The sequence below is a fragment of the Anaerobutyricum hallii DSM 3353 genome, from assembly GCF_000173975.1.
Taxonomy (GTDB): Bacteria; Bacillota; Clostridia; order Lachnospirales; family Lachnospiraceae; genus Anaerobutyricum; species Anaerobutyricum hallii.
Map to the genome: position 1 here is coordinate 1 of NZ_ACEP01000083.1, position 21,413 is coordinate 21,413.

Annotated in this window: 16 protein-coding genes; 14 read left to right on the plus strand and 2 right to left on the minus strand. The window is 38.0% G+C overall.

Features of this window, described 5'->3' with window-relative positions:
- Nucleotides 1-134: 134 nt before the first annotated feature.
- From EUBHAL_RS07965 to EUBHAL_RS07975, 3 genes are all read left to right on the plus strand, one after another.
- On the plus strand, nt 135-1,619 hold the full coding sequence (locus EUBHAL_RS07965) for a sensor domain-containing diguanylate cyclase (protein WP_044922627.1): 1,485 nt from the start codon (nt 135-137) through the stop codon (nt 1,617-1,619).
- 160 nt (nt 1,620-1,779) lie between these two features.
- Nucleotides 1,780-2,337: a TetR/AcrR family transcriptional regulator gene (locus EUBHAL_RS07970; protein WP_005347709.1), complete on the plus strand. Its 558-nt coding sequence runs from the start codon at nt 1,780-1,782 to the stop codon at nt 2,335-2,337.
- Nucleotides 2,338-2,570: 233 nt separating this feature from the next.
- Nucleotides 2,571-4,232 carry a Na+/H+ antiporter NhaC family protein gene (locus EUBHAL_RS07975; protein ID WP_005347710.1) on the plus strand — a complete coding sequence of 554 codons (1,662 nt, stop codon included), beginning with the start codon at nt 2,571-2,573 and terminating at the stop codon, nt 4,230-4,232.
- Between the two features lie 132 nt (nt 4,233-4,364).
- On the opposite strand, the gene EUBHAL_RS07980 is transcribed toward EUBHAL_RS07975, so the two are convergent.
- Nucleotides 4,365-5,123, minus strand: coding sequence for a DeoR/GlpR family DNA-binding transcription regulator (locus EUBHAL_RS07980; protein ID WP_005347711.1), 759 nt, complete (start codon nt 5,121-5,123; stop codon nt 4,365-4,367).
- 234 nt (nt 5,124-5,357) lie between these two features.
- On the opposite strand from EUBHAL_RS07980, the gene EUBHAL_RS07985 reads away from it, so the two are divergent.
- The 11 genes from EUBHAL_RS07985 (at nt 5,358) to EUBHAL_RS08035 (ending at nt 19,642) form a co-directional block, all read left to right on the plus strand.
- Nucleotides 5,358-6,149, plus strand: a complete 792-nt coding sequence (locus EUBHAL_RS07985; RefSeq protein ID WP_005347712.1) for an HAD family hydrolase — start codon at nt 5,358-5,360, stop codon at nt 6,147-6,149.
- A gap of 173 nt (nt 6,150-6,322) precedes the next feature.
- Complete coding sequence (locus tag EUBHAL_RS07990) at nt 6,323-7,618, plus strand: substrate-binding domain-containing protein (protein ID WP_005347713.1); 1,296 nt, start codon at nt 6,323-6,325, stop codon at nt 7,616-7,618.
- A gap of 288 nt (nt 7,619-7,906) precedes the next feature.
- Complete coding sequence (locus tag EUBHAL_RS07995) at nt 7,907-9,415, plus strand: sugar ABC transporter ATP-binding protein (protein ID WP_005347714.1); 1,509 nt, start codon at nt 7,907-7,909, stop codon at nt 9,413-9,415.
- A gap of 18 nt (nt 9,416-9,433) precedes the next feature.
- Complete coding sequence (locus tag EUBHAL_RS08000; protein ID WP_005347716.1) at nt 9,434-11,083, plus strand: galactose/methyl galactoside ABC transporter permease MglC; 1,650 nt, start codon at nt 9,434-9,436, stop codon at nt 11,081-11,083.
- Between the two features lie 232 nt (nt 11,084-11,315).
- Complete coding sequence (locus EUBHAL_RS08005) at nt 11,316-12,914, plus strand: response regulator (protein ID WP_005347718.1); 1,599 nt, start codon at nt 11,316-11,318, stop codon at nt 12,912-12,914.
- Entirely contained in the window at nt 12,901-14,790 is a 1,890-nt protein-coding gene (locus EUBHAL_RS08010) for a cache domain-containing sensor histidine kinase (protein ID WP_005347719.1), read from the plus strand. The genes EUBHAL_RS08005 and EUBHAL_RS08010 overlap by 14 nt, the downstream gene beginning before the upstream one ends.
- Nucleotides 14,791-15,134: 344 nt before the next feature.
- Nucleotides 15,135-15,317: a hypothetical protein gene (locus EUBHAL_RS08015; RefSeq protein ID WP_005347723.1), complete on the plus strand. Its 183-nt coding sequence runs from the start codon at nt 15,135-15,137 to the stop codon at nt 15,315-15,317.
- Nucleotides 15,310-15,723, plus strand: coding sequence for an IS200/IS605 family transposase (gene tnpA, locus EUBHAL_RS08020; protein ID WP_005347725.1), 414 nt, complete (start codon nt 15,310-15,312; stop codon nt 15,721-15,723). Before EUBHAL_RS08015 ends, tnpA begins: the two co-directional genes overlap by 8 nt.
- The gene (locus EUBHAL_RS08025) at nt 15,713-17,326 is read left to right on the plus strand and encodes a hypothetical protein (RefSeq protein ID WP_005347727.1); all 1,614 of its coding nucleotides are present in this window, start codon (nt 15,713-15,715) and stop codon (nt 17,324-17,326) included. The genes tnpA and EUBHAL_RS08025 overlap by 11 nt, the downstream gene beginning before the upstream one ends.
- A gap of 221 nt (nt 17,327-17,547) precedes the next feature.
- A complete protein-coding gene (locus EUBHAL_RS08030; protein ID WP_005347730.1) occupies nt 17,548-18,522 on the plus strand; it encodes a substrate-binding domain-containing protein in 975 nt (324 codons plus the stop codon).
- 88 nt (nt 18,523-18,610) lie between these two features.
- A complete protein-coding gene (locus EUBHAL_RS08035) occupies nt 18,611-19,642 on the plus strand; it encodes a galactose ABC transporter substrate-binding protein (protein ID WP_005347731.1) in 1,032 nt (343 codons plus the stop codon).
- Nucleotides 19,643-20,126: 484 nt separating this feature from the next.
- Here EUBHAL_RS08035 and EUBHAL_RS08040 read toward each other — a convergent pair whose 3' ends face one another.
- Nucleotides 20,127-21,143, minus strand: coding sequence for an aldose epimerase family protein (locus EUBHAL_RS08040; RefSeq protein WP_005347732.1), 1,017 nt, complete (start codon nt 21,141-21,143; stop codon nt 20,127-20,129).
- Between the last annotated feature and the right edge of the window lie 270 nt (nt 21,144-21,413).

Here is a 21,413-nt window from a genome sequence, read left to right on the forward strand (position 1 = left end):
TAAAACCTCTGATTTTGTCGAAAACTTATTGCCATTTGTAAAAGAATATGACTGACAGAAGAAAAATGCTATGGTATGATAAAATTATAATTAATTTATACATTGCAAAGTATATTTGGGGAGGGGATGGCAACATGAAAAAGAAGAGAATCGAACAAAACGAGATAAAAAGGTATTTTCTGATTATAGCAGCATTTCTTAGTTTTATGATATTGAGTCTTTTATTCTTTTTATCATGGTTGCAGCAGGATGTAGAAGTTAGCAGTAGAAAAACTGTGGCAACAAATGTAGAGAGGCAGAGCTATCATTTGAAGTCAGTGCTGGATATTCAGTTTAATTATCTGACGGGTATGGCTTCTTACATGGGTGAAGGAGAAGATCTGTTTTGTCAGGAGAATAAAAGGCTGATTCAGAGTATTGTAAAAGAACAGGATTTGGATCTGATAGGCATTATGAAGGCAGATGGAGATACTTATTACAATAACGGTGCAAGAAAGAATGTAAAAAACAGAGGGTATTTTAAGAAAGTGATGCAGGGACAAAAGATAATGAGTCCGCCAATTGAAAGTAAGGTAGATGGAAGAACAAAAGTGATTCTTGCTGTACCAATTTACAGGAATGGAAAAGTGACAGGTGCTCTTGGAGCATCCTATAATGTAGGTGCGTTGAATCAGATGTTATTTAATGATATTTATGATGGCATTGGTTTTTCTATGATCATAGATACTTCCGGAAAAATTATTTCCTGTGATAGCGGACTTTCTTATCGAAAGATTGGTATTAATGATAATGTATATGATTTTTATACAAAGAGTGGTGAGGTTGCCGAGAAAACAATGAAGTCAGCAAAGGCTAATATCAAGAAGCAAAAGTCTGGTATTCTTGTTCTTAAGGAAAAGAATGCCATGAGCTATCTGGCATATGAGCCGTTGCATATCAATAATTGGATGCTCTGCTATCTGGTTCCGCAAAGTAAAGCACAGGAGGAATTTCAGTTTATTGGAAATAAGGAAGTGATTCTGTTTGCGGTCATTGGTGTGGGTGTGATTACATTTTTCATTCTCATTTTCCAGAGAACATCCATGAAACAGAAGAAGATGAGAGAGATTGCCAGCAGGGATGGACTGACACAGCTATATAATAAAGCAGGAACAGAACAACGTATTAAAGAGTGGCTGCATAGTGACAGAAGTAAGGCCGGTGCTGTTCTCATGATGATGGATGTCGATTATTTTAAGCAGATTAATGATACTTATGGTCATGCAGTAGGAGACAGAGTTTTATATAAGGTTGGTCATCTTTTGAAGAGTTCTTTCAGAGAGAATGATATTGTAGGAAGAATTGGCGGAGATGAGTTTCTTATATTTATGGAGGGAATCACTTCAGAAGAATTTGCCGTTCGGAGGATGGAGAATTTACAGCAGTATCTCAGAGAACTTCCGATAGAGGAGTTAGAGGAACATACATTGACCTGCAGTATGGGAGCGGCCTTTATGCCAAAAGATGGCACGACATTTGGAGAGTTGTATAAGCATGCTGATGAAGCACTTTATACAACAAAAAGAAGTGGCAGAGATGGATTTAGAATCTATCATGAGGTGGAAGAGAAAGAAGTATAGATACTTTATACAAATACCAAGAAAGAATTTATTGATTTTTTAGAAAATTTAATGGAATAAAGGGCGAAGATATGGTATTATGTTGCATGTAGTGCGTAATCATTGTGGCATTATTATATAAGGTAATAAGTTGAATTAAGTTGAGAAAGGAAGTGCCAGAATGCCCCCTTTTGCCAAAAGAGAAATTAAAAATTCTTTTATAAAGTTATTAACAGAACGACCGATTTCCCAGATTACAGTGAAGGATATTGTAGAGGACTGTGGTGTGAATCGTAATTCTTTTTATTATCATTTTCAGGATATCCCTTCTTTATTAGAAGAGATTATTGTAGAGATGACTGCGAAAGTCATAGAAAATTTGCCGGAGGAATCTACATTTGAGGAAAAAGTTACGGCGGCTCTGGAAGAGATTAATTTGAATAAAAGGATGATTTACCACATTTATGGATCTTCGAACAGAGAATTTTATGAGAAGCAGCTTATGAAAATTTGTGATTATGTTACCCGAACCTATATCCGTTCCAGAGATTACTCGGAAAAGGTCGCTTCAAAAGACTTAGAATTTGTCATAAGTTATTTAAAGTGTGAGCTGTTTGGGCAGCTTATTGACTGGCTGAATCATGACATGTCGTATGACATTGTGGAGCATTCCCGCATACTTTGTCGTATGTTTGCAGGAAGTATGCGTATGGTATGTCAAAAATATAAATTAATATAAAGAGAATCGCAATGAATAATTGCATTCTTAAAAATAACATGCTACAATGTACTATATTTCGAGAAATACGATGAGGTAAGAAAAGATTTCGAGGGAGAAGTCCATCTGGGCTTCTCTGTTTTTGTGTAATCGTTTGCTGTTAATTTTATTTATGTGGCTTGTAATATGTAGCAAGATATGTCTCAGAAGTGTTTTTCCCAACAATATAAATTATACAGAGAGGAAGAAGTATAATGAAAATGAAAGTCAAAAGAAAACAAGCCGTAATGCTTGGACTGATTGCGGTATTTGCCGTATTGCTTGCAATCACTATGCTGACGGGCAAACCATCTGCAGATGGTGAGTATACAAGCGTCGTATACGCAACAGCACTATCATTACTGCCGCCAGTAATCGCAATTGGACTGGCACTTTTTACAAAAGAGGTATATACATCACTTCTGGCCGGAATTCTGGCTGGAGCACTTTTGTATGCCAATGGCAATCTGGAATTGATGTTAAATACGATGCTATTTAACGAGGATGGCGGCATGGTAAGCAAGCTGTCTGACTCCGGAAATGTTGGAATTTTAGTATTTCTTGTCATGCTGGGTATCTTAGTATCACTGCTAAACAAAGCGGGAGGTTCCGCTGCATTTGGAAAGTGGGCATCTAAGCACATCAAAACAAGGATTGGGGCACAGATTAGCGTTATGATTCTTGGAGTGTTAATCTTTGTCGATGATTATTTCAATTGTCTGACGGTTGGAAGTGTTATGCGTCCTGTGACAGACCGTCACAAGGTATCCAGAGCAAAGCTATCTTATATTATTGATGCGACAGCGGCTCCGGTTTGTATCATTGCACCAATCAGCTCCTGGGCAGCCGCAGTTACGTCATCTGTTCCAGCCGATTCTGGAATTAATGGTTTTGCGGTCTTTATTCAGACCATTCCATACAATCTGTATGCAATTCTGACGTTAGTAATGCTGCTTACAATTACTGTTTTGCGTGTGGATTTTGGACCGATGAAGCATCATGAGATGAATGCTATTGCCGGTGATTTGTTTACAACACCGGGAAGACCGTATGAGGACAATGAAGAAGAAATCATTAAGGAAAACTCGCATGTACTTGATCTGGTGCTTCCAGTAGTTGTATTGATTGCAAGCTGTATTGTAGCCATGATTTATACCGGTGGCTTTTTTACGGGAGCATCCTTTGTGGATGCATTCGCAAATTCGAGCGCATCGGTAGGTCTGGTACTTGGTGGAAGCGTGACGCTCGCATTTACTTTTGTTTATTATATGCTGCGTGATGTACTTTCTTTCCGTGAGTTTACAGAGTGTATTCCAGATGGATTTAAGTCCATGATTGCACCAATCATGATTCTGACACTGGCATGGACGCTGTCTGGCGTGACAAATCTTCTTGGTGCAAAGGTATTTGTAGCCGATATGGTACAGCACTTCGCGCAGGGACTTCAGGGCTTTCTTCCGATGGTGATTTTTGTAGTAGCGGCATTTCTTGCATTTGCGACTGGAACCTCATGGGGAACTTTCAGTATTTTAATCCCAATTGTAATTGGTGTATTCCCATCTGGTCAGATGATGGCAATTTCGATTGCATCCTGTCTGGCAGGTGCTGTCTGCGGTGATCATTGTTCACCAATTTCCGATACTACCATTATGGCATCGGCTGGCGGCCATTGTGAGCATGTTAACCATGTGGCAACACAGCTTCCATATGTAGGATTGGTGGCGGCTGTCTGCATGATCGGTTATTTTATAATTGGTGTGTTGCAGGCTGTAGGGCTGACACAGTTTTCACTTCTGGCACTTCCGGTTTGTATTGTTCTGTTGGTTGCGATTCTTTTTGTGATTCGTGAAAAGACAGGCGGAAAGGAAGAAATTTAAAGCAGTCCTTGCAGGCTGTCCGAAAACTTTATTTTCAAGAATATGGAGAAGGAGAAAACCAGGAATTCTCAGAGACAGACGCCGCTATGGAAGTTGTAGCGGCGTCTGTTTTGCTGTCTTACAAATTAGAAGTTAATAAATCAGGGTTATTCCATTCTCTTCGCAGTAAGTGATCCATTTTTCCGCTGGTTCCTGATCAGTAATAATAACATCAATTTCCTTTATACTGAGAGTTTTAAAATAGTAGGTCATTCCAAACTTCGTATGGTCCGCAAGCACAATAAGCTGATCGCAATTGTCACGGCAGGCCCGTATCAATGTCATATCAAGGTCCGTTGAAAATGTCAGGCCATTTATTAGGTCAATTCCGTTGCAGGAAGTAAAACAATATTGGGCATAACGTTTGCTGATTAGTTCCTTTACTTCTTTTCCATAGATTCCTTCATGAAAATAATTATAGATACCGGCAGGACATTCGACAGTAACGTTATTGTTTTCCGATAGTTTATGAGCGAGGGGCATTCCATTTGTCAGAATATTAAGACGAAGGTCTGGTTTGATATGGTTGGCGAATTCCAGGCAGGTACTACTTGAGGTAATAAATAAAGTATCATTATTATGGATGAGGGAAGCCGCAATTTTTCCAATATATTTTTTGGCTTCAAGATTTGTTTTTTTACGCAAGGCAAAAGGTTCAACAAAAGAGTCAGATATACTAAGGGAAGCACCGCCATGTGTTCTTAGCACATAACCCTCTCTTTCTAATAAGGTGAGGTCACGACGGATAGTAGGTAAACTTACATATAATCTTTGTGACAGGTCTTTTACGGAAACATACCCCTTTTCATCAAGTAATTCTAAAATCTCTTTTCTACGTTCGTCTGGTATCATGTAAAATGTCCTTTCTATCAATATTTTTATCTATATTAAACAAAAGCAATCAGAAAATATGATTGATAAACGTCAATAACAATCACAAAAAGCGATTGATTATCAATATAATAGCACCTGCTTGTAAATATATCAATCATGCTATATACTCACACTATTCAATAAAGTTTTTAATTTCGAGAGTGTTTTAAGCAATACATATTTAAATGATCAGGAAATAATAGGAGGACAATAATGGTAAAATTAATTATGACAGATATAGATGGAACTTTGATACCAGATGGAACAATGGATATCAATCCAGAGTATTTTGAAGTGATTGAAAAGTTAGTTGAAAAAGGAATTATATTCGTTGTTGCATCAGGCAGACATATGAGTAGTGTAAAAAAGGTTTTTGCCCCTGTTTTAGATAAAATATGGGTTGCGTCCCAAAATGGAAATGTACTGACTTACCACGGAAAGTCAAGAATCATAAAGTCCATTCCACAGGAGTGGGGAAGAGAGATGTGGAGACAATTTTCAAAACTGAAAGGAGTAGAAGGTGTTCTTGATACAGCAACAGAAATGTATTGCCCCTTTGAGGAGACTTCAATGTATAAGATACTTGCAGATGAGTATCATTTTAATGTTACTGGAACAGGCGGTTGGAATCAGGTTCCAGAAGAAGATTTTAGTATGATGACTTTATATCATCCGCAAAGTGCAGAGAATATTTGCAAAGAACTTGTGGAAGATAAATGGAAAGGGAAATTAGAATTTTTGACTTCTGGAAAGTATTGGGTTGATATTGTAATGCCAGAAGTCGGAAAGGGGACAGCACTGGAAGAAATATGCCGCCAATTGGGAATCGCCCCAGAAGAAACGATTGCTTTTGGAGATAACCTGAATGACATTTCTATGATTCAGTCTGCCGGAAAAGGATATGCAGTAAACACAGCAAGAGAAGAAACTAAAAAAGCCGCCGATGAAGTCATTCCAGGCTATGCCGAAAATGGAGTGCTGGAGGTGTTGAAAACTTTTTTGTAGATTGACGGAGACGAAACCAGCAGAGCCAATATGCCCTATTGGTTTCGTCTGTTTGCCCATTAAATAAACGAAATCATAGAATTTTTAATGTGAATCGAAAAATATTCTATCGTTTCCCAGTAAAGAATCCTATATACTGTCATTATCAACAAAAACCGAGGAGGGTACTTATAATGAGAAAAAAAGTCGTAGCAATGATGATGGCAGCAGCTTTAGTAGTTTCTACAGCAGCTTGTGGTAGCAGCGGTAGCAGCAGTAGCAGCAAGAGCGAATCAAACACAGGAAGTCAGGCAGCAGCAACTTCTGAAGTTGCAAATAAAGATAAACCACTCGTATGGTTTAACCGTCAGCCTTCTAACAGTTCTACAGGAGAACTGGATAAGACAGCTCTTAACTTTAACAAAGATACTTACTATGTAGGTTTCGATGCAAACCAGGGTGCTGAAGTTCAGGGTCAGATGGTTAAAGATTATATCGAGAAAAATATTGATAAGATTGACCGTAACGGTGATGGTGTTATCGGATACGTTTTAGCAATCGGTGATATCGGACATAACGATTCCATCGCTCGTACAAGAGGTGTTCGTAAAGCTCTTGGAACAGGCGTTGAGAAAGATGGAGAAATCAACAGTGCTCCTACAGGAACTAACACAGACGGAAAAGCTGCAGAGGTTCAGGATGCAGAACTTGAAGTAAATGGAAAGAAATATGTTGTAAGAGAACTTGCTTCTCAGGAAATGAAGAACTCTGCCGGAGCTACATGGGATGCAGCAACAGCAGGTAATGCTATTGGAACATGGTCATCTTCTTTTGGAGATTCTATTGACGTGGTTGTTTCTAACAACGATGGAATGGGAATGTCAATGTTTAACGCATGGTCAAAAGACAACAAAGTTCCTACATTTGGATACGATGCAAACAGTGATGCGGTAGCAGCTATCGCAGAAGGTTACGGCGGAACAGTCAGCCAGCATGCCGATGTTCAGGCTTACCTTACACTCAGAGTACTTCGTAACGCACTTGATGGTGTTGACGTAGACACAGGTATCGGAACTGCTGATGAAGCAGGAAATGTTCTTAGCGAAGACGTATATAAATATAGTGAAGAAGAACGTTCTTACTATGCATTAAATGCAGCAGTTACAGCAGATAACTACAAAGATTTCACAGATTCTACAGTTGTTTGGAAACCAGTATCTAACCAGTTAGATTCATCCAAACATCCTACAAAGAAAGTATGGCTCAATATCTACAACGCTTCTGATAACTTCTTAAGCTCAACATATCAGCCACTTTTACAGAACTATGATGATCTTTTAAATCTTGATGTAGAGTACATCGGTGGTGATGGACAGACAGAGTCTAACGTTACAAACCGTCTTGGAAATCCAAACCAGTACGATGCATTTGCAATCAACATGGTTAAGACAGATAATGCAGCTTCTTACACAGCTATTTTAAATCAGTAATCGCAGCCATTTAAGGCAAATAATTTACAGAGGGATTTATATGTAAGCTATATAGAAGGAAACTGTATAGAGACTCATATGAAGATTTATAGAAAGCTGTATCAGGCTTACATAAGACTGTGAATTAGAATTGTGCTTATATGATGAAAAAACTTTAATAGTACAAACAAACCATTTTGGGGCTGCCGAGCTAAGAGGGCATAACAACATAGATGCCGGAGAGTGAGACAGCCCCATATTTAAGAAGCAAAGTAATAGTTAATATCTTAATTATAGGAGCAGAAAAGTATGGAGGATAAGAGAGAAGACATTATCTTATCGATACGTGGTATGAGTAAATCATTCGGACGTAACAGAGTACTTGATCACATCAATCTGGATGTGAAGAGAGGAACCGTTATGGGTCTGATGGGAGAAAATGGTGCCGGTAAGTCAACAATGATGAAGTGTCTTTTTGGTACATACCAGAAAGATGAAGGAAATATATATCTGGATGGAAAGGAAGTAAACTTTTCCGGACCGAAGGATGCCCTTGAAAATGGAATCGCGATGGTACATCAGGAATTAAACCAGTGCCTGGAAAGAAACGTAGTGGATAATCTTTTCCTTGGAAGGTATCCGGTCAATTCACTTGGAGTCATCGATGAAAAGCGGATGAAGAATGAAGCTTCCAAGCTATTCCGAAAATTGGGAATGACAGTAAACTTAGAACAGCCGATGAGGAATATGTCTGTATCCCAGAGACAGATGTGTGAGATTGCGAAAGCGATTTCCTATAATTCCAAAGTAATTGTATTAGATGAGCCAACATCATCTCTTACAGTACAGGAAGTAGATAAACTTTTTGAAATGATGAGAATGCTGCGTGATCAGGGAATCTCACTGATCTACATTTCTCACAAGATGGATGAGATTTTTGAAATCTGTGATGAAATCTCCGTTCTTCGAGACGGTAATCTTGTTATGACAAAAAGTGCAAAAGAGACAAACATGAATGAACTGATCACGGCGATGGTTGGACGAGTTCTTGAAAACCGATTCCCACCAGTAGATAATCAGCCTGGAGATGTTGTTTTATCTGTTCAGCATTTGTCTACAAAGTTTGAGCCGTACTTACAGGATGTTTCCTTTGATGTACATGAAGGCGAGATTTTTGGACTTTATGGTCTGGTTGGAGCTGGCCGTACAGAATTGTTAGAGACAATCTTTGGTATACGAACAAGAGCGGCAGGGCGAGTATATCTCAATAATAAACTTATGAACTTCAGTTGTGCAAAAGAAGCGATGGATTATGGATTTGCTCTTATTACGGAGGAACGAAAGGCGAATGGTCTTTTCTTAAAAGGAGATTTAACCTTTAATACCACAATCGCAAACTTAAATGCATACAAAAAGGGAGTTGCGATTTCTGACCCTAAGATGGTAAAGGCAACTTCAAATGAAATCAAGATTATGCACACGAAATGTATGGGTCCTGGAGATATGATCTCAAGTCTTTCAGGAGGAAATCAGCAGAAAGTTATTTTTGGAAAATGGCTGGAGCGAGGCCCACAGGTATTCATGATGGACGAGCCGACTCGTGGTATCGATGTTGGAGCAAAATATGAAATTTATGAGTTGATTATCCAGATGGCAAAACAGGGAAAGACAATCATTGTTGTTTCTTCAGAGATGCCAGAGATTCTTGGTATTACAAATCGTATTGGTGTTATGTCTAACGGACATCTTTCCGGAATTGTAAATACGAAGGAGACGAATCAGGAAGAACTTTTGAGACTGAGTGCAAAATACCTATAATTAAGGGAGAAGATAGATATGGCTAATGGTGCAATTCTTACGGCTGAACAGGAAAGAAAACTGAGACAGCCTATTGATGAATATGTTGGTAAAATCCAAAAAGAAATTGATGAGTTAAGAGAACATGGTACGGCAGAAGTAATCGAGTACCAGAATCTTATCGCAAATGTAAAAAGAGATAAGACACTCTCTAAAGGAGAGAAAGAATCTGAAATTAAAGAATTTGAAGCAAAGTTAAGTCAGGCAAAAGCGGTAGAAGCACAGAACAAAGATAAGGTCGCAAAACTTATCTCTGATGCGGAAAGCTATTTGAAAGAGAACTTTGAAAAACTGTATTATAATGCAGTAAAAGAAAGCTGCGAAGCAGAAAAAGCAAAAGCTTTAGAAGATCACAAACAGCGTCTTGCTCAGTTAGAGAAAGAGCATAAAGAAGCATTGGCAGGTATGTCTGACCAGGTTGAGATTAAAGAAGAGAACTACGTACATAAAAACCGTATTTCCAATGAAAAGTTAGAGCTGGAAAAAGAAAAACAGCGAATTAAAGACAGAAAACACGATGCCTTTACTTATAAGTATCATCTTATAGATTTATTACGGTTGTCAGAATTCACATTTGCAGAAGAGGTGGCACAGAAGTGGGAAAACTACAAATATACCTTTAACCGCAGAAGCTTCCTTTTACAGAATGGATTGTATATTGCCATTATTTTAATCTTCGTTGCCTTATGTGTAATCACCCCAATCAAAAAAGGAACCCCGTTACTCACATATAATAACGTACTGAACATTCTCCAGCAGGCTTCACCTAGAATGTTCCTTGCACTTGGTGTTGCAGGACTGATCCTCCTCACAGGTACAGATTTGTCTGTTGGACGAATGGTTGGTATGGGTATGACAGCAGCAACCATTATTATGCATCAGGGTATAAATACAGGTACTGTATTTGGACATACCTTTGATTTTACAAATATTCCAGTTGGTGGAAGAGTTGTTTTGGCATTAGTTGTATGTATCGTTTTGTGTACGGTATTTACAAGTATCGCAGGATTTTTTACAGCGAAGTTCAAGATGCATCCGTTCATATCAACGATGGCGAACATGCTTGTAATCTTCGGTTTAGTAACATACGCGACAAAGGGTGTATCTTTTGGTTCTATCGAAGCAACCATTCCAAATATGATTATTCCTAAAGTAAATGGATTCCCTACTATTATTTTATGGGCATTAGCAGCAATCATAATCGTATGGTTCATCTGGAATAAGACAACATTTGGAAAAAATCTGTACGCTGTTGGTGGAAACCCAGAGGCAGCAGCTGTTTCCGGTATCTCCGTATTCGCAGTTACACTTGGAGCATTCATTATGGCAGGTATCCTTTACGGATTTGGTTCCTGGCTTGAATGTGCCAGAATGGTAGGTTCCGGTTCTGCAGCTTATGGACAGGGCTGGGATATGGATGCCATTGCAGCCTGCGTAGTTGGTGGTGTATCCTTTACTGGTGGTATTGGTAAGATTTCCGGCGTAGTTACTGGTGTATGTATCTTTACAGCATTAACATACTCCCTTACCATTCTTGGTATTGATACAAACCTTCAGTTCGTATTCTCAGGTATCATCATTCTCGTAGCAGTAACACTTGACTGTCTGAAATACGTTCAGAAAAAATAGTTAATTTCTTTCCTCTTTTGTTATAAATATATGAAATAGAGATGCCAGTATATATGCTTCCCTTGCATAGTATCTGGCATCTCTATTTGTGCTATAGCGTGTTTGAATGCTATTATGACAGACGCTTAGTTTAGATTAAAGAGAGCATAAGCTGTTTGAAGAATCTTTGTTGGACACAATTTACTTATGTTTTGAAAATTGATATAATATCAGTAAGTTAGGAGAGAAACGTATGTATACATTATTACTAGTTGATGACGAAGAAGAAGTAACACGGATAATCGCAAAAAAGGTAAAATGGAACGACCTGGGATTTTCAGTGACAGGGCATGCCAATAATGGACTGAAAGCCTTAGAAATGTTAGAGGAAATGCAGCCGGATGTGGTTATGACAGATATCCGGATGCCATATATGGATGGACTGGAACTGTGTGGGCAGATAAGAGAGAAGTATCCGGCAACAAAGCTCGTTTTATTTACAGGCTTCGATGATTTTGAATATGCAAAAGAGGCAGTACATCTCGAGATTGAGGAGTATGTGCTAAAGCCATTAAATGCTGCAGAAATCACAAAAGTTTTTGAAGATTTAAAGAAAAAATTAGATCAGGAAATCAATGAAAAAAAGAGTGCGGAACTTTTGAAGAAGTATTATAAAGATTCTCTTCCGCTTTTGCAGGCAAACTTTTATTCTACCCTCATAGAGGGAAGGGTTCCGGAAGAGGAACTTACCAAATATCTTGCGAATTATCAGATTGATTTTACCGGACCATTATATGGATGTGTACTCATTCATGCTTCCAAAACACAGGTTCCCAAAGATATGGATCCGCAGCTGGTAGCAATATCCGTAGATAAACAGGCGGGAGAGCGGTTAGAACAAAAGTGGAAAGCAAAGCGGTTTAATTATCTTGGAGACACGGTAATGATCGTGCAGCTTGAAAGTGAAAAGGAAGTTTCAGAACTGACCGATTCCTGTGACCGATTTTGCAAATATGTTCATCATATGATAGGAGCAGTTGTGACAGTCGGTGTCGGACAGATCTGTGATAATATTTCTGATCTTGTGAAGTCTTATCAGAGTGCGAGAGAAGCTGTTTCTTACCGCGTCTTATATGGAAGTAATCAGGCAATTAACTTAAAGGAAATTGTTCCGACAAGAAAAGTGGCAACGGAGGCAGCGGATGGGACAGAACTTGCTTACCTCTTTAAGATGATCTGTCTTGGAAAGAAGCCGGATGTGAAAGCAGCCGTGGAACGATATATGGAACGAAAGATTATTCCGTTAAAGTCATTGGAGAGATATCATGTTGCGGTAATGGAACTTATCAGTGAGTTATATCATTTTATGGTAAATAATGAGCTGGATATTCAGAAATTATCGGGTGGAACAGGGCAGCTATACACTCTGTTAAGCAATATGGAAGCGCGGATACTTGAAAAATGGCTTTTAAATATTTGTCTGGTATTACATGAAGATATGGCAAACGCCCGAGATCATTCTAAGAAGTCTCTTATCGACCAGGCAAAGGAATATGTACATAACAATTACTCAAATGAAGCGCTTAACTTAGATGATATATGTAGTGAACTGGGTGTATCAAATTCCTATTTTTCCAGTATTTTCAAGAAAGAAACAGGGCAGTCCTTTGTAGCATATCTTACAGGATATCGAATGGAGAAGGCAGCCCGTATGCTTGTAGAGACGAGTGAAAAGAGCTATATGATCGCGAAAAGTGTAGGATACACAGATCCGAACTATTTTAGCTATGTATTTAAGAGACAGTATGGGGTATCCCCATCAAAATACAGGACAGAGTATGAAAGTAATTAAAAAAGTATTTGAGAAAATATCCGGACAGAAAATATTCAGTCCCCAAATATCCAGGAAAAAAATATTCAATCGTAAAATATTTACCTACAAACCGGGAACTATTCAGGCAACATTGATGATTGCGTTTTCAGTTGTGTCAGCAGTTATTTTGCTGTGTATGGGAAGCGTGATGTATTTGCGTTTTTCCAGTATGTCCCAGAAGGAAATATTAGAAAATAATCAGAGGTTAATGGATCAGACCGTAGAGAGTGTGGAAGATTATCTGATCAATATGCGGCAGGTATCGGATGCCTTGTATTATAATATTATAAAAGAAAGTGATATGTCGAGTGAGTCAGACAAGATGCATAACGGAATGAATCTTTTATATGAGGCTAATAAAGAGAATCTGCGAAGTATTGCTATCTATAATCAGTATGGCAGTTTGCTGGAGGCAGAACCTGTTGTGGCACAAAAGGAAGATCCGAATGTGACAAAGCAGGACTGGTTTATTCAGGCAATGAATCAAATGGAAAATATCCATTTTTCCACACCTCATGTACAGAATCTATTTGATGATGGAACGCAGCAATATTACTGGGTGATTTCATCAAGCCGTGTTGTAGAATTGACGGATGGGACCAATACACAATTAGGTGTACTGCTTGTTGACATGGATTATTCAGGAATTTCACGAATGATGGAACGGATTAATACGACAGACAGCGGGCAGTATTTTTATCTGTGTGATAGCAACGGACAGATTATTTATCATCCACATCAGGTACAGCTTGATAATGGAATGAAAAAGGAGAGCAGTAAAAAGGCTGCCCGAGCAAAAGAAAGTGTGTATGAAGAACGAATCAATGGAGAGCACAGGGAGATTGTCGTAGATACGATAGGTTATACCGGCTGGAAACTGGTCTGCGTCATGCCATACTCTATTTTTTCCAACAAAATGCTTGATGTAAAGCATTTTGTGCTTATCTTGATTTTGCTTATGGCAATGATGCTTACTCTTATTAACCGTCTGGTATCCGTAAGAATATCCCGTCCGATTATGAAGTTAAATAATTCTGTTACCGAATATGAAGAGGGAAAAGAGCCGGAGATTTATATCGGAGGTTCCCGTGAAATCAGGCATTTAGGAAGGTCCATCCAGGATTCTTATAAGCAGAATAATGCCCTGATGCAGAAAATTGTATGGGAACAGACGGAGAGAAGAAAAAGTGAACTTGAAGTTTTGCAGAGTCAGATTAATCCACATTTTCTTTATAATACCTTAGACTCCATCACATGGATGATTGAAGGAGAGAGGAATGACGATGCCGTATTCATGATCTCGCAGCTTGCCAGATTGTTCCGTATCAGTCTTTCCAAAGGCCATACCATCATTTCTATCCGAGATGAACTACAACATGCGCAAAGTTATATGAATATTCAGAAGGTGCGCTATAAGAACAAATTTCAGATTACGTTTGATGTAGATTCTGATATTTTAGACTGTTGCATTGTGAAGTTAATCCTGCAGCCAATCCTTGAAAATGCAATCAATTACGGTGTAAGAGAAATGGATGATTGTGGAGAAATCATCGTTCAGGGAAGAAAAGAAGAGGATGAGATTCTTTTTACCATTGCAGATAATGGAATGGGTATCCCGGAAGAAGAGATAGAATTCCTTCTCACAGACACACAAAGAGTCCATAAAAAAGGCTCTGGTGTGGGACTTGTAAATGTAAATAACCGAATCAAAATTTTATTTGGAGAAAAATACGGTTTACATATCGAAAGTGAATTAGATGAAGGAACGACAGTCTCTATCAGAATACCGGCAATTATTTATTCAGAGGAAAACAGGAAGAAGTTTGAGAACACATCTAAGAGTGGCTGCTCGTAATTACATTTTATTATTGAAAGTTCATTTAGAGCGTGTTTAGTCAGTTTTTTTGAATTGAGATAAAAAATGTTATAAATTTGTGGCGAAAAACCCACATGCTTGCGTGTGGGATGAAAGCCACTTTTTTTGACTTGACTTAAGCATAGAATAAATATATAATCTATGTATAGTATAAAAGAAAGAATTTTAAGTATATGTATGAATGTCTAAAAGATTGTTTGAATTGTGCAAATTCTTTTTCTGAGCCATCAGACAATGGAAATGATATTTTGCATTGCATGGTTCATGATGAAGAAATTGTAGAGGAAGAATATTGTTGCGAAGATTATAATTAGGAGAATATTATGGCACGACTAAAATCAAATAATGTACAAGTCAATATATCTATTCCCTCTGAGTGGAAAGCGGAACTTGAAAACCTTGCACGTATCTATTCTGTCGAGGAGGGTGAAACTATCACATTTCTTGATCTGATGCGTAGAGGTATTCAGGAAAAATATCAACTTGGAGAACAAGCTCATGAGTGAGGAACAATATCATTCAGCATCACATTGTAAATATCTGATACAGTATCACATCATCTGGTGTCCGAAATTTAGATTTTCGGTATTAAAAGGCAATGTAGAGGATACCTTGAAACAGATATTACAGAAAATCTGTGATGATTATAATTATCACATTAAGGCACTTGAAGTGATGCCTGACCACATACATATTTTCATAGATGTTCCGCAGACGGTTGCTCCCTGTGATGTTGCAAGAACCCTAAAAAGTATCAGTGCTGTCGAATTATTTAGAGTATTCCCAAGATTAAAACAGTTCTATGCGAAATGTGGTGTTCTATGGTCAAGAGGATATTTTGTGTCAACAGTTGGGCATATAAGTGAAGCTACAGTAATTAAGTATATCGAGGAGCAGAAAAATGATAAGTGATGAAGAATATAAAAAACTTCTAAAACAATTTCATAAACTTTCTGACAGGCATATTTTGGTTGTTGAGACCGATATGCCTTATTCTGATGTACTTAAAGTTATGATTCTTTCTGATAAGATACGCAAAGCAGGTAATGAGCTTGTTAGTTTTATGAGAAAGAATTATGACCAGCTTATACGTACTAAAAAATATCGCAAGTTGCTAAAACTCTATGGTTCTACCAAGGATAAAAAGAAACGTAAGGATTTAGCTGATCAACTTAACGAAATGCAGAAAGCCTATAATGTCACATGGGATCATTGCAGAAGATCTATGATCCCTATAGGCAGGAAATATGGAATCGATGCTGTATTTGCATTAACAAAAGCGGAGGATGTTTGGCGGGGTATCGAGAAATGCCTGTATGGTAATGGTAAAGCTATTCATTTCTCAAAATATGGAGAACTGCCTTGTATTCGAGCAAAACAGATAAATCGTGGCATTCCAATATCTGTAAAAGATGACAGATTGCAGTTCAAACTTGGCAAAACCGCTTTCGGAATACAGGTAAATGACAGATTTCAACAGGACGAAGCAGATGCCGTTTTAACATATCTTGCCGAACCTGAGATTGTGGATAACAAAGCGGTAAATACTCTCATAGAAGACGCTTATTACATAGACACATACAGACCTTGCTATGCCACTCTTGTTATTAAGATGATACGAGGTAAATACAGGGTATATGTGCATCTGACCATTGAGGGCAAAACAAAACTAAAGTATGATAAGCATGGTAATCCTCGTCACAAGTATGGTAAAGGGGTGATAGGTGCCGATATTGGCACACAGACTGTTGCTTATACATCTGATACGGAAGTTGGTTTAAAGAATCTTTCAGAGCGTGGCAACAGCATACAGACTTCTGAAAGAAAAGAACGTCTGCTCTATCGTGCTATGGACAGGTCAAGGCGGGCAGCGAATCCACAAAACTACAATGAAGACGGTACGGTTAAGAAAGGTCGTAAGACTTGGAAATATTCAAATCATTATAAGAAACTGAAAGCAAAACATTCTGAATTATGCCGTATCAATGCAGTGAACAGACAGCTTGCAATAAACGAAGATGCTAACCATTTACGAAGTCTTGGAGATACATTCGTCACAGAACCTAAAAACGCCAGCAAACTTATGAAGCGAGCGAAAGAAACTGCGGTTAATGACAAAGGCAGGTTCAATAAGAAGAAGCGTTTTGGTAAATCCATAAAGAACCGATGCCCCTCTGGGTTCCAGACTACAGTGGAAAAGAAGTTTAAGACTACTGGTGGTACATATATAGAAGTACCAAATAATTACAGAGCCTCACAGTACGACCATACTGTTGATGACTATATCAAAAAGAAACTATCTGACCGATTATATAAGCTACAAGATGGTACTGAGGTACAAAGGGATTGGTATTCATCATTCCTGCTTTACTGTTACGACTATAAGATACAGAAGATAGATAAAAACAAATGTATAACCCAGTTTGATAATTGCTATAAGAAAGAAAAAGCCCTAATCACGTGGATTAAGGCTCATAAGATTAAAGTATTAAACAGCGGAATTAAAATAGCTTAATAACTTAATAATAAGGGAGATTGACTGTACTTCCTTGCTGAAAAGCAGAATTTTGCCGTTAATGTGGTCGTTGGACTGCTTGGTAATGAAAGTCCTAATTTAAATAGATTTACACTTGTAACTCCAAAGCCTGCAAATGGTGTACGATTACAAGCTACACTTGATAATCAGAACCCCACAGGCTTGCCTGTGGGAGCAGTCAGAACGCAGAAAGAAAAAAGATGAAAAATGGAAAAAGAAGCTTTATTTTAACAGAAATTATTTTAGGAATGCTTGTTGTCATTTTGGCATTTTTTATGCTGTATAATAAAAATGAAGATAAGACAGAACGAATTGCTGTCATTATTCCCGATATAGAAGAAAGTCAGTGGTCGGCGTTCAAATACGGCTTAAAAATGGCATCCCAGGAATATGGAGTAAATACCATACTTATCAGTAAATCCAATATTAATTTATCAGAGGATGAAATGGAGGTCGTAAAACAGGAGATTGATAAAGGAGCAGACGCTATTATTGTTAAAATGACAGGAAACAGTAATGAGTATTCGCAGTTGAAAAAGATACAGAAAAAAGTTCCGATTATGTTGGCGGGAGAAAGTCTTGCCGAAACCAAAAAGCAATCAGATATCCCGGTAACAGAGCCAGATCAGTATGAGATGGGGGTGGCTTTGGTACAAAAATTACTTGAGAAAAATAATGGGAATCTATCTGGCAAGAAAATAGGAATTTTTCTGGAAAACAGTAATTCAGAAGCAGATCTCAATCGAAGAGAGGGAGTCTGCGATACATTAAAGGGCACGGGAGCTGAAATAGTGTGGACCGTTTCCCGTGACGAGGAAATAAAACGAAATACAACATTACAGTCACAAAGAAAAGTGGACATCGTTCTGGCATTAGATGACACAAGTTTTGTAGAAGCAGGGGAATCTGTCAAACAGAACAATCTGTATGGAGCAATCGTATATGGAATCGGTAACTCCACAGAGGCAGTATATTATCTTGACGCACGATGGGCAGAATGTCTCATTGTTCCAGATGAATTTACTGCCGGTTATCAATGTGTTGCCGAAACAGTAAACGCTCTTCGTAAAACATTTTATCAAATGAAAAATCAGGAAGTACCATATACGGTGCTCACGAGAGATAATCTTTTTTCAAAAGAGAATCAGGATTTGTTATTTACACTTAGTAAGTAAAATATATAGCACAATTATATATTATATCGATAAAGATTTTACACAAAATCAAGTTTCTGGGAATATAAAAAATCAATCGGAGGACAGCATGAAGATAAAAATCACAGGAATAATAATAATGGTCATATTTGCGGGAACACTGATTTTTTATACATGCGGTAAAAGTCAGCCGCAGACAGATAATCAGATTTATATAGGAGTTGCCTGTTATGATCAGAAGGACACCTTTATCGAAGAACTGGTAGATGCATTTAAAGAACAGTGCAGTTCGATGGAATCCAAAGATTATGCAATAAGTATGACGATTATGGACGCGTCAAACTCACAGCGAGTACAAAATGATCAGATTGAGCAGATGATTAACGATGGATGTAATGTGTTGTGTGTAAACCTGGCAGATCGAACTGAACCATCAGAAATTATCGATGCTGCAAAAGAAAAAGACATTCCAATTATTTTCTTTAACCGGGAACCGGTTGAGGAGGATATGAGGCGATGGGATAAACTTTACTATGTGGGAGGAAAGGCGAAACAATCTGGCGAGCTGCAGGGAGAACTTGCAGCAGACTTTATTAAAGTCAATCCGCAGGCAGACCGCAATAATGACGGGAAGATCCAATATGTTATTTTGGAAGGAGAAATGGGTCACCAGGATGCAATTATCCGTACCGAAAGCGTAGTAGAAAGCCTGAAAGCCAACGATATTTCTCTGGAAAAACTAAGTTATCAGATTGCAAACTGGAACCGTGCACAGGCACAGACCAGAATGATGCAGCTTATCGGACAATACAAAACAAATATTGAAATGGTTATAGCCAACAGTGATTCCATGGCATTAGGAGCAATTGATGCTTACGAAAAACTGGGCTATACAGAATCAAATATACCAGTATTTTTCGGTATCGATGGCACAGACGAAGGTTTGGAAGCCGTTCAGAAAGGTAAAATCGCCGCAACAGTTTATAACGATAAAGAAGGGCAGGCGAAGGCAATGGCAGAGCTTGTCATCGCAGCAGTCACCGGAAAGGAAATGGAGGATATTCAGTTCGAAAATAATAGATGTATCTATCTGCCGTATAAGAAAGTGACGAAGGAAAATGTAGAAACAATGATTAAGTAGACTGCTCCCTCATTTGTTGGCAAAGGATACGCCCTATAGAAATAAAATAATCCCTATCTGTGTCTTTGGTCGCTGCGAGAGGGTCGCTCTAGAAAAAGACCATTATAAATAAGTATTGATTTTGTTACGTTGTGCTAAACGCTCCATTTTGCCCAGTAAAGCAGAAACTTTGCAGAAACGAATGCAAAGTTTCTATGGTCAAAATTCCGTAGCACAAAGTCACAAAATTAATACTTATTTATAATGGTCTTTTCAAAATATAGTCTTCAAGCAGCTCTGAAGTCAGAGATAGGGATTATTTTATTTCTACAAGGCTGCCTTTGATAAACTGAGGGAGTGAAATCTATAAGAAATCCACCATAATTTTTCGGCTGAATCCACAAATCCTCCCCGTTTAAAACAATGTAGCACTTAATATTTGCAGAAGACAGGAAGCGACCTGCCATAACGATAGCAGATTACTTCCGTCTGTTTAATTAAGAAGCTACATTATTTCAAACACATACTTTGTGTTTGATTCGAATTTATCCCCTTTTCGTAATATTGTAGAAGGATTTTCCTCCGTATTGATTGCATTTGGCATAAGCTGTGTTTCTAATGCAACACCCTCGCGGTTTTCATAAACTCTGCCTGCTTTTCCGATACAGCCATCTTTTAAGAAGTTACCGGTATAAACCTGAACGACAGGAGCAGTTGTTGAGATGATAAGTCTTCTGCCGGAGACGGGTTCTTCTAAAGTTAACTGATTTTCTGTACCATTTAATACGAAAGAATGGTCGTAGCCGAAAGCATTTTTCAGTTGGATGTGGTCTGCTTCGAGATCTTGTCCGATTCGTTTTCGTTTGTTGAAGTCAAATGGAGTGTCTTTGACAGGAAGAAGTTCTCCAGTTGCAAGGCAGGTATCATCGACGCATCCGATATAGTCAGAGTTAATCTGTAAATAATGGTCATTAACTTTATCCAATGTGTTAGAAAGGTTGAAATACAGGTGATTTGTAAAGTTTACAACAGTGTCTGCATCTGTATCGGCCTCATAGTGAATGGAAAATGCATTCTCATTTAATGTATAAGTTACATATAAATTTAAATTTCCAGGATAGCCTTCTTCACCGTCTTTAGAAAAGTAGTGGAAGCGGAGTCCATTTTCTAACGGAGTAACGTCAAAGATTTTTTTATCGAATCCTTCTTTTCCTCCGTGTAAATGATTTTTGCCATTATTGGCATACAGTTCGTAAGTTTTTCCGTTTAATGTGAAGTGGGCATCACCAATTCGGTTCGCAACACGGCCGATGATTGCACCAAAGTAAGCCGGGTCATTCGCATAATCTTCAATATTTTTTAATCCGAGAATAACATCTGATTTATTTCCAGAAGCATCTGGAGTGTGGATTTCCATAATGCGGCATCCCATATTTACCACAACAATTTTTAAAGATTCATTTTCCATAGAATAAAAACGAATTCCGTTATCTAATTCTTTTAATAGTTCTACTTTAACCACAATAATCTCTCCTTCTCATATATTAAGATATTAGAATCAAAAGGTATTTTGTCCCTAATATCATATTAAGGTGCTAATCTATATAAAATTATAGCAAGACTATAAAATGTGTCAACAGATTAGTCAGCCAATATAAACATATTTTATCATGTCATTTTATAGAAAAACATTTGATATTCTACTTAAAAAATACAAATTTTTACGCTTGACTTGACATTTTGAGTTGCTATTTAATTCATTAGATACACTACAGACGAAGCCATTGCCCCC